17 protein-coding genes are annotated in these 13,016 nt (G+C 42.5%); 1 reads left to right on the top strand and 16 read right to left on the bottom strand.

Features of this window, described 5'->3' with window-relative positions:
- Positions 1–16: 16 nt before the first annotated feature.
- The 10 genes from CST_RS02665 to flgB are packed head-to-tail and all read right to left on the bottom strand — an operon-like array spanning position 17 to position 8,744.
- Positions 17–1,447, bottom strand: coding sequence for a flagellar hook-length control protein FliK (locus CST_RS02665; protein WP_015358282.1), 1,431 nt, complete (start codon positions 1,445–1,447; stop codon positions 17–19).
- 35 nt (positions 1,448–1,482) lie between these two features.
- Entirely contained in the window at positions 1,483–2,304 is an 822-nt protein-coding gene (locus CST_RS02660) for a MotE family protein (RefSeq protein WP_015358281.1), read from the bottom strand.
- Between the two features lie 10 nt (positions 2,305–2,314).
- Positions 2,315–2,770: a flagellar export protein FliJ gene (fliJ, locus tag CST_RS02655; protein ID WP_015358280.1), complete on the bottom strand. Its 456-nt coding sequence runs from the start codon at positions 2,768–2,770 to the stop codon at positions 2,315–2,317.
- On the bottom strand, positions 2,770–4,095 hold the full coding sequence (gene fliI, locus CST_RS02650) for a flagellar protein export ATPase FliI (protein ID WP_015484877.1): 1,326 nt from the start codon (positions 4,093–4,095) through the stop codon (positions 2,770–2,772). Before fliI ends, fliJ begins: the two co-directional genes overlap by 1 nt.
- Positions 4,096–4,135: 40 nt before the next feature.
- On the bottom strand, positions 4,136–4,894 hold the full coding sequence (locus CST_RS02645; RefSeq protein ID WP_015358278.1) for a FliH/SctL family protein: 759 nt from the start codon (positions 4,892–4,894) through the stop codon (positions 4,136–4,138).
- Positions 4,887–5,909, bottom strand: coding sequence for a flagellar motor switch protein FliG (fliG, locus tag CST_RS02640; RefSeq protein WP_015358277.1), 1,023 nt, complete (start codon positions 5,907–5,909; stop codon positions 4,887–4,889). The genes CST_RS02645 and fliG overlap by 8 nt, the downstream gene beginning before the upstream one ends.
- Positions 5,910–5,923: 14 nt before the next feature.
- Positions 5,924–7,501, bottom strand: a complete 1,578-nt coding sequence (locus tag CST_RS02635; RefSeq protein WP_015358276.1) for a flagellar M-ring protein FliF C-terminal domain-containing protein — start codon at positions 7,499–7,501, stop codon at positions 5,924–5,926.
- Between the two features lie 60 nt (positions 7,502–7,561).
- Complete coding sequence (gene fliE / locus CST_RS02630; RefSeq protein WP_015358275.1) at positions 7,562–7,861, bottom strand: flagellar hook-basal body complex protein FliE; 300 nt, start codon at positions 7,859–7,861, stop codon at positions 7,562–7,564.
- 37 nt (positions 7,862–7,898) lie between these two features.
- Positions 7,899–8,348, bottom strand: a complete 450-nt coding sequence (flgC, locus tag CST_RS02625; RefSeq protein WP_015358274.1) for a flagellar basal body rod protein FlgC — start codon at positions 8,346–8,348, stop codon at positions 7,899–7,901.
- Positions 8,349–8,354: 6 nt separating this feature from the next.
- Entirely contained in the window at positions 8,355–8,744 is a 390-nt protein-coding gene (gene flgB / locus CST_RS02620) for a flagellar basal body rod protein FlgB (protein ID WP_015484875.1), read from the bottom strand.
- 274 nt (positions 8,745–9,018) lie between these two features.
- Here flgB and CST_RS02615 point away from each other — a divergent pair, with 274 nt between their 5' ends.
- Complete coding sequence (locus CST_RS02615; protein WP_015358272.1) at positions 9,019–9,231, top strand: alpha/beta-type small acid-soluble spore protein; 213 nt, start codon at positions 9,019–9,021, stop codon at positions 9,229–9,231.
- Between the two features lie 120 nt (positions 9,232–9,351).
- Here CST_RS02615 and ytfJ read toward each other — a convergent pair whose 3' ends face one another.
- The 6 genes from ytfJ to CST_RS02585 form a co-directional block, all read right to left on the bottom strand.
- A complete protein-coding gene (ytfJ, locus tag CST_RS02610; protein ID WP_015358271.1) occupies positions 9,352–9,801 on the bottom strand; it encodes a GerW family sporulation protein in 450 nt (149 codons plus the stop codon).
- Positions 9,802–9,858: 57 nt separating this feature from the next.
- Positions 9,859–10,401 carry a DUF2953 domain-containing protein gene (locus tag CST_RS02605; RefSeq protein WP_015358270.1) on the bottom strand — a complete coding sequence of 181 codons (543 nt, stop codon included), beginning with the start codon at positions 10,399–10,401 and terminating at the stop codon, positions 9,859–9,861.
- A gap of 214 nt (positions 10,402–10,615) precedes the next feature.
- The gene (scpB, locus tag CST_RS02600; RefSeq protein ID WP_015358269.1) at positions 10,616–11,167 is read right to left on the bottom strand and encodes an SMC-Scp complex subunit ScpB; all 552 of its coding nucleotides are present in this window, start codon (positions 11,165–11,167) and stop codon (positions 10,616–10,618) included.
- An 8-nt stretch (positions 11,168–11,175) separates the two neighbouring features.
- A complete protein-coding gene (locus CST_RS02595; RefSeq protein ID WP_015358268.1) occupies positions 11,176–11,943 on the bottom strand; it encodes a segregation and condensation protein A in 768 nt (255 codons plus the stop codon).
- Between the two features lie 9 nt (positions 11,944–11,952).
- Entirely contained in the window at positions 11,953–12,618 is a 666-nt protein-coding gene (locus CST_RS02590) for a site-2 protease family protein (RefSeq protein ID WP_015358267.1), read from the bottom strand.
- A gap of 14 nt (positions 12,619–12,632) precedes the next feature.
- Positions 12,633–13,013 carry a diacylglycerol kinase family protein gene (locus CST_RS02585; RefSeq protein ID WP_015358266.1) on the bottom strand — a complete coding sequence of 127 codons (381 nt, stop codon included), beginning with the start codon at positions 13,011–13,013 and terminating at the stop codon, positions 12,633–12,635.
- Positions 13,014–13,016 lie beyond the last annotated feature (3 nt).

The following is a 13,016-nucleotide window of genomic DNA, read 5'->3' as shown; positions in this document are numbered from 1 at the left end:
ACATCCCTCCTTTCCCTTACGCAATGAGGTTAATTTCCGATCCCGCATATCCGTACAAATCATCAGATAATCCGGTATGCTGGTATGTATTGAGCATATCGGCGGATACAGGCTGCTCTTCGTAAAATACCCTTAAGCCGCCCTGAACGTGACGGTTTCTGTAATCATTTCGGTCATTCCCGTCATTTCTGTCGTACTGCTGTCCTACCGATACCGACAGACTCTGAATGTCCACTCCGCTTTTCTCCAAAGCATCCCTTAGCATCTGCATGTTACTTTCCAGAATTGCCTTTACCTGTTCGCTTTCAGCCAAAAATTTCGCTATTATCTCACCGCGTTCATGGATAACCTGCAGCTGAATTCTGCCAAGGCTTTCAGGCTTTAGCTGAATCACCATTTCGGAACGATCCGACGTTGTAAGTACCTTAACTTTTTCGGCCACCTGATGTATTATGTTTTCCTTATTAATAATGCTGAACTTTTCAGATGGTACATATTTTAATTCACTCATCTGCTCGTTCTGTAAGCTTTGGTTCTCGGCAACACGGCCAAAATCATTCTGTACCTGAGCCGCGTTCAGGCGTAATCTGCCATAAGCGGTTACACTGTCCTCTGTGGAAACCTTCCTGCTTTCGTGTTTTTCCTTCAATCGGTTTTCGGGATTCTGATCTTTGCTGTTATCCTGTTCGGGAGCGCTGGTTTCAACGGATTCCTGAACATCAATATCGCCGTCGGACAGATTAGTTTCACCGCTTTCCGGATTCATGCCGTCATTTACCGTCGTTCGGGCAATAATTTCTGCTTTTAAATTTTCAGCTTCATTGAGCATTTGGGCAATAAGCTCTTCTGTCTGCCCGGCTGCGGCCGAATCAGCGCTTTCGGTTATTACGGTGACATTATTCCCTAAAAGAATCTGTCCAAGCTCGTTTACCAGGTTCTCAAGATTTTCTTTTACACTTACATCGGTGGTGTTATTCATCACGTTAATCAGTTCGGTGATTTTTCTGCTTAAAGCCAGTTCAATCTCGGCGGGGAACGATACCGTACCGGCTGCCTTGTCAGGTTCCACATTCTCGAAGAAAAGCGTGAGCTTATTGAGAACTGCAATTATTTCTTCGATTAAATACAGCAGTCCCTCCGATTCCTTTTCCAAATCCTTCGCATCTGCAACAGGGATTTCCGAAAGCTTGTCCACGCATTTTTCAAAAGCACCGGTGCCAGACTTTACACCGTCTGAAGCCACAGTTTCATACTTTACTTTGCGTTGCATCCCCGATGAAGACAAGGGCAGAGTTCTGTCCTTACCCGCTTTTCCGGCACTATCGACGGCAGCCATGCTTTTGCTCAGGAAATCATAAAAACCTTCCCCTGAAGTCTTTTCCCGGGCGGATTTCACCAAATTCTGCCGGTTGTCAGCAGACAGCAAAATACCGCTTACCGTCACCATTTTTTCACCTCCTTTCAATATTTACCGCTTTTTTGTTATCTTGAAATTTTTTTATCGGCTATCGCTTTCATAAGTTCGGCTGCGAACTTGGGATCCATGTTTTCAATAATTTCGGCTTTTACGTCATTTTTCATCGTTTCCATTAAGTTAACCACAAGTTCCATGTCTTTCTGTCCGAGCTCAGTTAATATTGCGGCTGCATTTTCAGGTTCCATTTGAGTATATGGTACTGCAAGATTTCTATAGTTTTCTTCGGCCACCTGCTGCTTAACGATTTCCTGGTAAAGTTCCCTTGCGTTTTCAGGATTCATTTTTTCATAATATTCCGCAAAACCTTCCGGATTGCCCATTGCTATAAGCCTGTCCAGTTCCTTTTTCTGGGTTTCCAGCTGTTCCAGTTGTTCAAGTATCTTCTTTGAAGTACCCTCATTTTTTTCAAGAATTTCCTGAGCTTCATCCGCCATCGAGGTCCATTTTTCCTTTTCACTTTCCAGTTCGTTTATGCGTTTTTGGGCGTCTTCCAGCTGTTTTGTCAGCTCTTTGTTTGTCCTACGAAGTTCATCATACTTTTCTATAAGCTCCCTCTGGGTCAAATGTCTCGGATCATCGGGATCCTCACTTTCAGGCAGCGGTGGCAGAGCATGTTTCAAAACCGGTATTCTTTCAATGCTGGGCCTGAAGTATTCCCCAAGTCCGCCTATATTATTTTTCAGAAGATAGTAAAAAGTTCCTCCGAAAATAAGCAGAACTATAACTATTGACACCAATATGGTCAGTAATCCGTCCAGGACTGCAGATTTCACATCCTTTCCGTTGCCCTTTTTTGTCCTTGGTGTTAAAGCCCTAATTTCAGCCATGGTCTATCCCCTATGCCTCATTTTGTGGTGTTACAGTTTCTTTAAAACTAACAATTTCATCAACAAGCAATTGCTGCTTTTTCTCCTGTTCCTTTTTAAACTCATCCAATTGCCTTTCTTTAAGCTTTTCAAGGATCTTTTTTTCTTTCATTGTTTCCATTAATCTTTTTCTAATTTTATCGACATTTCTCTTTTCTTCATTAACCCTCTCGATTTGTACTTTTTCCCTGTTCTGGACCACCTTAATATATTCCATCCTCTGCCTCAGCTTTAAAGGCGTGGTTAGTGAAATTCCTTCCTTTCTGAATTCCTGCTGCTGAATGTCAATTTCCTCCCTGATTTCAGAGAGCACCAGCAGTTGCTGCTGGTATTTCTGAACAGCAATGCCCAATTCGTTCTTAATGTTTTTTTCCATCATCTCTTTAAGATTTAAAAACGGCTGAAGCCTGAAACTGAACCGGGCCATTACCCGTTAACCTCCAGTGCTTTTTTCATTAATTCCAGAGTTTCTTCAAAATCAAACTTTTCATTCACACTCTGCGTAAGAAAGGCATTTATATTTCCAATTACCGAAATTGCCCTGTCAATCTCTGGATTGCTCCCCTTTACATAGGCACCCACATTTATAAGGTCTTCGGCTTCTCTGTAGACCGCCAGGTTTTTTCGGATTTCACCCGCTATTTTTTTATGCTCGTCCGTGACAATGTCACTCATTACACGGCTGATGCTTCCAAGCACGTCAATGGCGGGATAGTGGTTTTTATGGGCCAGTTGCCTTGACAAAACCACATGTCCGTCCAGAATACTTCTTGCAGTGTCGGTTACCGGTTCGGTCATATCATCGCCGTCCACCAGCACAGTATATAATCCGGTTATTGACCCCTTATCCGATGTTCCCGAACGTTCCAGTAATTTGGGCATTACAGAGAACACCGAAGGCGTATATCCCCTTGATACGGGAGGTTCGCCTATCGCAAGGCCTATTTCACGCTGGGCCATTGAAAAACGGGTCAGTGAATCCATAAGCAACAGAACGTCATAACCACAGTCACGGAAATATTCCGCGATTGCGGTGGCTACCATTGCGCCCTTTTTTCTTATCAGAGCAGGCTGATCTGACGTTGCCACGACAACAACCGAACGTTTAAGCCCTTCCTCAGTGAGATCCCTTTCAAGAAAATCCCTCACTTCCCTGCCACGTTCGCCGATTAAGCCGATGACAATTATATCGGCTTTCGTATTGCGCGCGATCATTCCGATTAATGTGCTTTTGCCTACGCCGCTGCCTGCAAAAATACCCATCCTCTGCCCCTTGCCCAGCGTCAGCATGCTGTCTATGCATTTAACGCCAAGGGGGAGTACTTCTTTTATTCTTGGTCTTGTTAACGGATGGGGAGGTATATTATCCACCGGATAGAACCCTTCGGCGGGGATATTGCCTTTCCCGTCGATTGGATTGCCAAGCCCGTCCAAAACTCTTCCAAGCAGGCCATGCCCAACCCTGACCTTTAATTCCGTTCCTGTTGCAATAACCTCACTTCCCGGGCCAATTCCGGTCATTTCTCCAAGGGGCATCAATAGGACGTGATTGTCACGGAATCCCACGACTTCAGCGAGAACTTCCAGTTTTGTTCTGGGATTTACGATACGGCAAAGTTCGCCTACCCGGCTTTCAGGCCCCTTTGATTCAATTGTCAGGCCCACAACTTTTGTAACCTGGCCTTTGAAACTGACAAAACGTTTGTCGGTAAGAACCTTTTTGTATTTTTCCAAATTGACCTGAACTTCCATGGTATCCTCTGAACTGATTAATTTTCTTCTTTTGTAACTGTTATTTTTTTTCGTCAGTTCCGCCAAGCAAATCCCTCAGAGTGCTTTCGGCGGCATCAATCTGGGTTTCTATGCTGCTGTCCACAATTCCCATTCCTGTGTCGACAAAGCATTCCCCTTTTTTAAGGGAATTATCCTTGATTATTTCAAAATTTTCCACTCCCTTAATTCCTTCAAAAAGCCTGTCTTTATTTTCAACCACATAGTCGTAATCCTCGTCGCTTACATGAATTAATACCGTATCTGCAAGCGAAGCTGCCGAAACGGCATTTCGAATCAGACCTACAATTACGTCCCTGTTTTGGGAAAGCTCGGTTCCTATAATCTTTTTCGTTATCTGGATTATTAACTCAACAATTTCGCTTTCCATACCCAAAATGGTACTGTCATGAATCTCCTTAGCTTTTCGTTTTATTTCTTCCGCTTCGTCAATCAATCTCTGATAATGCTGTCTTGCAAGAGCTTCTCCCTGTTTATAACCTTCTTGCCTTGCCTTTTCTTCGGCTTCGCTGACAATTGCCGCGACTTTTTCATTCGCTGAATTTAAAATTTCCTCTGCCTTAATTTTGGCATTGTTTACTATTTTCTCAGCTTCCATGCGGGCATTCTGAAGAATTTCATCAACCAAAGGCTTTTCCTCGGCAGCAGCGGTGTCTTCTTCTGTTTTCGCTGCCGCCTCCTCCTTTGGTTTCACTTCTATCTGATAGGGTGTGCCAATATTTATCCTGTAGCCTTTAAGTACATTCCTGCCGCTATACAATTATTTCGTCTCCTCCGCCTCTTGAAATTATAATTTCACCTGCGTCTTCAAGTTTACGTATAATATTGACAATTTTCTGCTGTGCCTCTTCCACGTCCTTAAGACGCACAGGCCCCATATATTCCATATCTTCTTTGATCATTTCTGCCATGCGCTTGGACATATTGCTGAAAATGACATTCTGTACTTCCTCGGTTGCGCCCTTTAATGCAACGGCAAGCTGATAATTGTCCACCTCTCGCAGGAAGCGCTGTATTGAACGGTTATCAAGCTGCAAAATATCCTCGAACACAAACATTCTTTTTCTTATTTCTTCCGCCAGTTCGGCGTCTTCTATTTCCAAAGTCTCCATAATATACTTTTCGGTACCGCGATCCACCGAATTCAGTATATCCACTATTGCCTGCAGACCGCCTGTCGCCGTGTAGTCCTCCGTTACAAGCGACGACAGCTTCTTTTCAAGCACCCTTTCCACTTCTTTAATAATCTCCGGCGAAGTTCTGTCCATTTGCGCTATGCGCTTTGCTACATCGGCCTGCTTCTCCTGCGGCAGTGACGAAAGAACGGCCGCAGCCTGCTGAGGCTTTAAATATGTCAGTATCAGGGCAATTGTCTGAGGATGTTCATTCTGTATAAAATTAATAATCTGGGAAGGATCAGCCTTTCTGACAAAATCGAAGGGACGCACCTGCAGCGAAACGGTGAGTTTATTGATAATTTCCATTGCCTTTTCAGTGCCCAGAGCCTTTTCCAGAACATCCTTCGCATATCCGATACCGCCTTCGGCGATGTAATCCTGGGCCAGGCAAATCTGATAAAATTCCTCCAGAACCTTTTCCCTGTCATGAGGCGAAACACTTCGTATGTTGGCTATTTCCAAAGTCAGCTGCTCAATTTCATCCTCATTAAGATGTTTAAAAATTTTTGATGATAATTCAGGACCGAGAGTAATCAGTAACATTGCAGCTTTTTCTCTTCCTGAATATTCTTTTGTGCTACTGTTTCCAACTGCCATATTTTTTCACCCCCTCAATCCCAATCTTCAGCAAGCCAGTTCCTTAGCACCTGGGCAACTGCTTCGGGTTTCGCCTCCACATACCTCTGAATCTGGCGTTTCAGCTCGTCTTTTTCTTCAAAATCTATCTCGGGCAACCTCTGTTTTCCGGTATCCTCCACAGCAAGCTCCGCTCCCGCAAGCGCAGCCTCATCAAGTGCCAGCGGAACCTCCTGCTCGGCAGCTTTCCTGCCTTTCGGTATCATCAGTAAAGCCATGATACCAAGCAGAATTGCCATTAATACGTAAAGACCGTATTTCTCAACAAAGTTATTGAATCCATTGGATTCAATATCTGCAACCACTTCAGGAGCAAGTTTTTGTATACTGACTGAAATATTGCTCGTGGGAATTCCCATAGCATACCCTGCATCCTGCTTGATCTGTTCAATAAAATCACTGGTAAGCGCATCGGCATTTTCAACCCTGTGACCGTACCACAGCGTTATAGTGGCGGTTGTCTCTTCGGGCACAAGTTTTCCAAGGGCTTTTTTGCTTTCAATCTGTTTTTCGTTATATATGCGCTCTTCGATGTTATGTTCTTTTTTATACGAAGAAGTGCCTCCCGATCCAATCTGGTATGTGGCCGTTCCGGGATTTGAATCAATTCCGGGTGCGGCCCCCGACTGACTGCCTTCAGATTTTTCCTCCAGGGTTTCCCTTGTTTTAATGAAACCTTCGCCATCGCTGTCAGGGGCGCTGTATTGTATTTCAGTGCTGTTCAGCACGTCAAAGTCCAGCTTTGCACTGACGGTAACACTCATTGTGTCAAAAAAGGCATTCTGCGCTATACCGATTTTAAAATGATTGTACACCTTCTGCTCAAGTTCAAGCTCCCTTTGCCGTCTTAGCTCTTCCTGGGTATTTGCATTGTACATATCACTGTCCCGATTAATATTCAGCGGGTTTAAATTTTCATCGACAATGGTTATGTTCTCCTTCGGAATTCCAATTGAAGCCGCTACCACCCTGGCAGCCGCCTCTATCTGTTCAGCCGTCAGCGGCGCTTTTGTTTTTAATGCCACAAAAGCAGAACCTTTGTCGCCGGATTCTCCCTTGTAAGCCCAGTATGTTTTCTCAGGCTTTGTATACTGTACCGACGCGTCAACGACATTTTCAAATTTTTTCAGTTTATATACAAGGTTGTTTTCCTCAAACTGTTTCCAGAGTTTTTCCTTGTCTTCCTCTGTAACGGTAAGAGACAGTTTTGACCAGCTCTTGTCGAAAATAACATCAGGACTTAAAAGCCCTGCCTCACTCGCCAGGTCAAACTCAATGTCCTGTTTTTTCCGGCTGTCGACATATATCTGATTCTCGCCTTTTTTGTACTTTATCCCATGGGAATCAAGATATTGCACAATTGCTTTCAAATCATACTCATTTCCGCTTTCAAGAAGCGGCACATACTCCGTCCTCAAAACAAAAAACAGCGTTACCACTACTGCTGCTGTTATAATTCCCGCCGTTATGAATATACGAGTTTTCTGACTTTTATCCAAATCATTCCAGTAGTCTTTGATTTTGTTCCACAGACTGACTAACCCTTCCGGCATGCTTTCTTCCCTCCACAGCGGCCTTTTCTTTTGTTGATATATAATCTAACAAAACCATAATCAGACCTGCATCCTCATAATTTCGTTATAAGCGTCAATTACCTTGTTTCGTATTTCTATCATTAACTGCAATGCGATGGATGCCTTTTCGGCCGCAATTAACACAGAGTGAATATTATCGGTTTTCCCCGAAATAAAATCCGAGGTAATGGCATCAGCCTCCTTTTCCAGTTCACTTACTCTGTAAATTTCATTCATCAACATATCCCGAAAACTTATACTCTCTTTCTCTGCCACTTTATTCAAAGCGTTATTTACAGACATGTTGTCCATAACGGACGATACTGCTGAAACGTTCATTTCTTACCTCTCCTTATTCGTTTTTAACCGCCTGTTATCATTTACCTATTTCAAGTGCTTTCAGTGCCATGGATTTGGTTGTGTTTATCGAAGTGATATTTGCCTCATAGGCTCTTGAAGCGGATATTAAGTTTACCATTTCGGTAACGACATCCACATTGGGCATCTGAACCATCCCGTTTTCATCCGCATCAGGATGACCGGGATCATAAACACTTTTAAATGGAGACTGATCTTCCACAATCGCAGCCACACGTACACCACCGGCACTGCTTCCTGACAGTTTACTGCCGGCCTCCGACAGATATGTAGAAAACGGCATGTTCCCGTTCATGGCTTCAAAAATGACGGTTTTTCTTCTGTATGGAGTTGCGTCCTCGGTCCGTGTGGTATTGGCATTGGCTATATTTTCTGAAATAATATCCATTCTCAACCTCTGCGCCGTCAACGCAGAAGCACTTGCATGCAGCGCACTGAAGTAACCCATTTTACATTATCCTCCTTTTATAATTGTGCGTATCTTGTTGAACTGACTGCTGATTCGATTAATAAGGGTATAGTACCTTATCGTGTTCTCAGCCATAATAGCCATTTCTCTTTCAATATCCACATTATTACCGTCAAGGCGGTAACTGTAATTGATGTTATCATAAACCACCCTGATACCGTCATTGTTTGAAAGTTTTGAGTTAAAATTTGAAATGCTGCCATGTTTTAACTCAGAATTGAGATAATTTTCAAACTGCACGTCTTTTCTTTTATATCCGGGTGTGTCAACATTAGCAATATTCTCCGAGATGATCTCATTGCGCTTCCACGCGACATCCAATGCTTTCTCTATGCGAGTGTCTGCAAAAAGCAATTTAGTTACCAAGCAGCTCACCCCTTAATACCTTCTCTTCCGTTAAAAAGACGTGTACATATAAATTTTCTATCAGATATATTATCATACTAAATATCGGAATACAACAAAATGATATAAAGTGACAATCGAATTTTGTTTTATTTTTAATAATTTTGAGGAATATTTTATATACAAAATTAATATTGAAATTTTTTGTGAAACTTTTTTAAATGTAAGCCAAATGCACCATAACTTACTACTCATATTAAACTTACTTTAAGCCATAATAGGTAGTGAGGAGGTGAAAAAGAAGATGGCAAGAAACAATTCAAGAAGCAGAACAGCTTTTGAAAACATGAAATACGAAATTGCAAGCCAGTTAGGTATCAACCTCAAACAGGGTTACAACGGTGACCTGACTTCAAGAGAAGCAGGAACAATAGGTGGTAATATAGTTAAGAAAGTTTTTGAGAGCTACACCGGAAACCAGTATCCTCAGTATGACGTTAACAACAAGCAGCAATAAAGAATAACATTCTTTGCAGCAACAATATACGTCCCTGTCACCGACCGATAATTCCCGCTATGAGGCCATAATGCAGACTTGCACCGACCAAGCCCATAGCCGACATAAAGCAGCAGGAACTTAAAAAGGTTCCTGCTGCTTTTTTTCTTCTTTCTTGTTTTTGTTTTTTTCTTCCTCTTCTTTTTTGTTCATAATAACGGGCACAATTTTATCCAGCATGCTTGATATGAAATCCATAAAACGATCTATTGTTGTATTATGTTCAACAGGTAAAAGCTTAATCGTATTATTTTTACCCACCACAAGAAAAGCAACAGGGTGTATTTTTACTCCTGCGCCGCTGCCTCCTGCAAAAGGGAAGCCGTTATTATCGGAATCGGACTTGGAATCGTTCTGTCCCTGATAGTCTCCGCCGCCTGCTGCAAATCCGAACGTCACACGGGAAACCGGAATGATGACTGTATCGTCTGCAGTCTGTACGGCATCCCCTACAATAGTATTGACATCCACCATATCACGGATGCTTTCCATGGCGGTTTTCATTAATTCATCTATTGGATGCGTTCCCATTTTTTCACCTCCCTGAATGTTTAACTCACTGTTTATCCTTTACAATATTGGTTTAAACTATTCAGTTTTATTGTTAATTTTTGATTCCAGCCAGTATCGTGCCAACAGAAGCAATGCTTTAAATATGACCACACGGAAAATTATCTGAAATATGAATTCAGTTTTATCATTCTGAAAATCAGGATAAAAAGCATAATTCTGATGTTCGAAAGTGAAATGTTCCGAAAGAAAAAGGACGGCAAACTGCCACAGAATAATGAAACCCCCATAAAGAATTGCGTTCGCAGCCGCATCATCAACAGAAAACGTACCCGTAAGAGAAAATTTTTCTATATGGACCGCCTTGCCGTTTTTTTTCCTCATTGCCGTACGAATAATCCCCAGAATCCTTCCACGTTTTTTTTCGCCGCCTTTCGTCTTTTTTCTTTTTTTTTCTGAATTGCTTTTTATTTCAAGAATTTTTATATATTTAAACACAATTCCTTTGACGGTATAGCTTATTCCTTCACTTCCGGCCGTAAATTCTATGGATATTCTTAAACTCATAAAAAGCGCAACAATTATAAGCGCAATAATGCAAAAAACAACCGGGAGGTACATTTTTCCCACCTCCCGGTTATTTTATCCGTTCAATACACTTTATATACCCAAAATTTCCTTAATCTAACGCTTTATCCATATTAATCCCGATTCCTAATCCCTGTCGCAATACAGATTTGTACCGCCGGTTGTGAGCTTTGCCGCCCAGATACACGCTCTAAGCCCGTTCCCGGGAATGTCGCATTCATATCTGGATGCGTAAGCTTATAACCCGCTAATCCACGGGCACGTCATTCATTACAACCTGAATTTCATTCATGCTTAACTTGGGAAGGTCATTAAGGGAGCTGAAACCGAACACCCGGAGGAACTCCTCCGTGGTACCGTACAGTTTCGGCCTTCCCGGCCCTTCCTGCCTTCCTATTTCGCATATTAAATTCTTTTCTAAAAGGGTTGCAATCACATTGTCGGAATTCACCCCGCGTACCTGTTCCACATAAGCTTTCGTTACCGGCTGGTGATAGGCAATTATTGCAAGTACTTCATAGGCCGCTTGAGACAGTCCCTGTTTTTTCCTTCCGGTGCCCAAATACGCTATGTATTCTTCATATTCCGGTTTTGTGCACAACTGATAATTCGAGCCCAGCTGCCTTAGCATGATTCCCCTGTTTGAGTTTTTATACTTTAATTCCATGCCGGACAGTATGCCCGCAGTGGTTTTTTTATCCTGACCTATAATTTCAGACAGCTTTTCCAGCGGGACCGAATCACCCGCAGCAAACAATACAGCTTCCAGTACGGCTTCAATTTCCCTTAAATCATCCATACCGCTGTTTATCCCTTCCTTTGTACTTTAGGCTCTATATAAATCTCACCAAACTCTTCCTTCTGATAAATGGTGGCCCTGCCCATTTTCGCAACTTCCAAAGTGGCAAGAAAACCTGTCGCCACTTCAATACGGGACATATGCTTTAAATTATATAACTGGGAAAAACAAAGTTTAACACCCCGTTTCAATCTTGCCAGCAATTCCTTTATCTTGAGTCTCAGCGAGACCTGTTCCCGCCTTAAAATTCTTTCCATTTTATGTGTAACGTCGTTCTGCCTTTCATAATAATTCTGCATGCATTTCAGATAACATTCCTTCAGCATCAGCGGCGATACATCCAGTATTTCTTCAAAAACTGATTCCGGAAGGGCTTCGGGGAGTTTATAATAAACCCTGCTCCAGATTTGTTCCCTTTCTTTCAGTATCTCTGCAAACTCTTTTATTCTTTTGTATTCCACAAGTTTAACAACCAGCTCCTCCCGTGGATCTTCTTCCTCCTGCTCTTCCTCCTTCCTGGACGGCAGCAGGAGTTTTGACTTTATATGCAGAAGTGTTGCCGCCATTACAAGAAATTCACTGGCTATTTCAAGATCCATCTGCTGCATCGCAAAAAGATATTCCATATACTGGTCGGTTATTTCCACTATTGGAATATCATAAATATTAATCTGGTTTTTCTCTATAAGGTAAAAAAGCAGATCCAGAGGCCCTTCAAAATTCTTCAGTTTAATAGTGCATACGTCGGCGGGCGAAGCTGTATGCTCAAATCCCATAAACACCCCTCACAGAAAAAGTCCGATAATAAGATCCACACACCAGATCATGCTTTTGGCAATTGGCTGGGTGAAAAAAGAAATAACCGTGCTTAACGCCGAAGGAAAGGCCAGAACTATGACAAGAAAAATCATTCCTACATACCTTTCATACTGCATATACCGGAAGTACTTATCATAAGGCAGAACACCGTAAAGAATTTTTGACCCGTCCAAAGGCGGTACAGGCAGCAGGTTAAATATAGCCAGGTTAATATTAACGGTAAAAAACAATAACAAAAAGCTCATGAAATACGTCGCAAAGGCATCTCCCGCAATTATGCTGCTGTAGCTTATAACATAAGTTATCTTGTACAGAAAAACCCCTATAAACGCCATCGCCAGGTTGGAAAGCGGCCCGGCGAAACTAACCAGCATTGTTCCCCTTTTTCTGTCCCTAAAATAAGCGGGGTTTATCGGTACGGGTTTTGCCCAGCCAATCCTTGCAACAATCATCATTATCGTACCTATGGGATCGAGATGCCTGAAGGGATTTAAACTAAGCCTCCCTTCGTTTTTTGCAGTCGGATCCCCCAGACGATACGCCGTATAACCATGAGCAAACTCATGCACTGTTAATGAAATAAGCAAAACTGGCACCATCAACAGGTAATCTGACAAATTTCCCCTAAACATTCCCTACTCCTTCATTAAAAATGAAAAATGTCTGTAATGAATTTAACCACCGGCTCAATAAAAACCAAAATACCTGCCACAAACGCGGTAACCGCCGATATCAGAACGGCACCTGCCAGAAGGTCCTTAACTTTTTTAGCCTCGGCCGAATATTCCTTTGTTATCATGTCCACCAAAACTTCGCCGGCGGTGTTCACAAGCTCGCATACAAGCACGAAACCTATCGCAAAAATTAATGCAAGCCATTTTTCCAGCGGAAGCCTGAAAAAAAATCCGAAAATACATACCAGCAAAGTTGCGAAACAGTGAATTTTAAAATTTCTTTCACTGACAAATGCCTCTTTTATCCCCTGACCGGCGTACTTGAAACTATCCCTCAACGTTCTGCTTTTCATACC

The organism is Thermoclostridium stercorarium subsp. stercorarium DSM 8532 (assembly GCF_000331995.1).
Taxonomy (GTDB): Bacteria; Bacillota; Clostridia; order DSM-8532; family DSM-8532; genus Thermoclostridium; species Thermoclostridium stercorarium.
The sequence above is the reverse complement of the archived record's forward strand: the minus strand, read 5'-3'. Positions and strand labels throughout refer to the sequence as shown.

What these genes read in the sequence shown, in the direction of transcription:
- CST_RS02615 (WP_015358272.1), top strand. Translation starts at nt 9,019, where the DNA reads ATGGCAAGAAACAATTCAAGAAGCAGAACAGCTTTTGAAAACATGAAA.
- fliI (WP_015484877.1), bottom strand. Translation starts at nt 4,095, where the DNA reads ATGGAAGTTCAGGTCAATTTGGAAAAATACAAAAAGGTTCTTACCGAC.
- CST_RS02665 (WP_015358282.1), bottom strand. Translation starts at nt 1,447, where the DNA reads ATGGTGACGGTAAGCGGTATTTTGCTGTCTGCTGACAACCGGCAGAAT.
- CST_RS02585 (WP_015358266.1), bottom strand. Translation starts at nt 13,013, where the DNA reads ATGAAAAGCAGAACGTTGAGGGATAGTTTCAAGTACGCCGGTCAGGGG.
- ytfJ (WP_015358271.1), bottom strand. Translation starts at nt 9,801, where the DNA reads ATGGGAACGCATCCAATAGATGAATTAATGAAAACCGCCATGGAAAGC.
- fliJ (WP_015358280.1), bottom strand. Translation starts at nt 2,770, where the DNA reads ATGGCCCGGTTCAGTTTCAGGCTTCAGCCGTTTTTAAATCTTAAAGAG.
- fliG (WP_015358277.1), bottom strand. Translation starts at nt 5,909, where the DNA reads ATGGCAGTTGGAAACAGTAGCACAAAAGAATATTCAGGAAGAGAAAAA.
- CST_RS02595 (WP_015358268.1), bottom strand. Translation starts at nt 11,943, where the DNA reads ATGGGATTTGAGCATACAGCTTCGCCCGCCGACGTATGCACTATTAAA.
- CST_RS02590 (WP_015358267.1), bottom strand. Translation starts at nt 12,618, where the DNA reads ATGTTTAGGGGAAATTTGTCAGATTACCTGTTGATGGTGCCAGTTTTG.
- CST_RS02660 (WP_015358281.1), bottom strand. Translation starts at nt 2,304, where the DNA reads ATGGCTGAAATTAGGGCTTTAACACCAAGGACAAAAAAGGGCAACGGA.
- CST_RS02635 (WP_015358276.1), bottom strand. Translation starts at nt 7,501, where the DNA reads ATGCCGGAAGGGTTAGTCAGTCTGTGGAACAAAATCAAAGACTACTGG.
- scpB (WP_015358269.1), bottom strand. Translation starts at nt 11,167, where the DNA reads ATGGATGATTTAAGGGAAATTGAAGCCGTACTGGAAGCTGTATTGTTT.
- fliE (WP_015358275.1), bottom strand. Translation starts at nt 7,861, where the DNA reads ATGAACGTTTCAGCAGTATCGTCCGTTATGGACAACATGTCTGTAAAT.
- CST_RS02605 (WP_015358270.1), bottom strand. Translation starts at nt 10,401, where the DNA reads ATGTACCTCCCGGTTGTTTTTTGCATTATTGCGCTTATAATTGTTGCG.
- flgC (WP_015358274.1), bottom strand. Translation starts at nt 8,348, where the DNA reads ATGGGTTACTTCAGTGCGCTGCATGCAAGTGCTTCTGCGTTGACGGCG.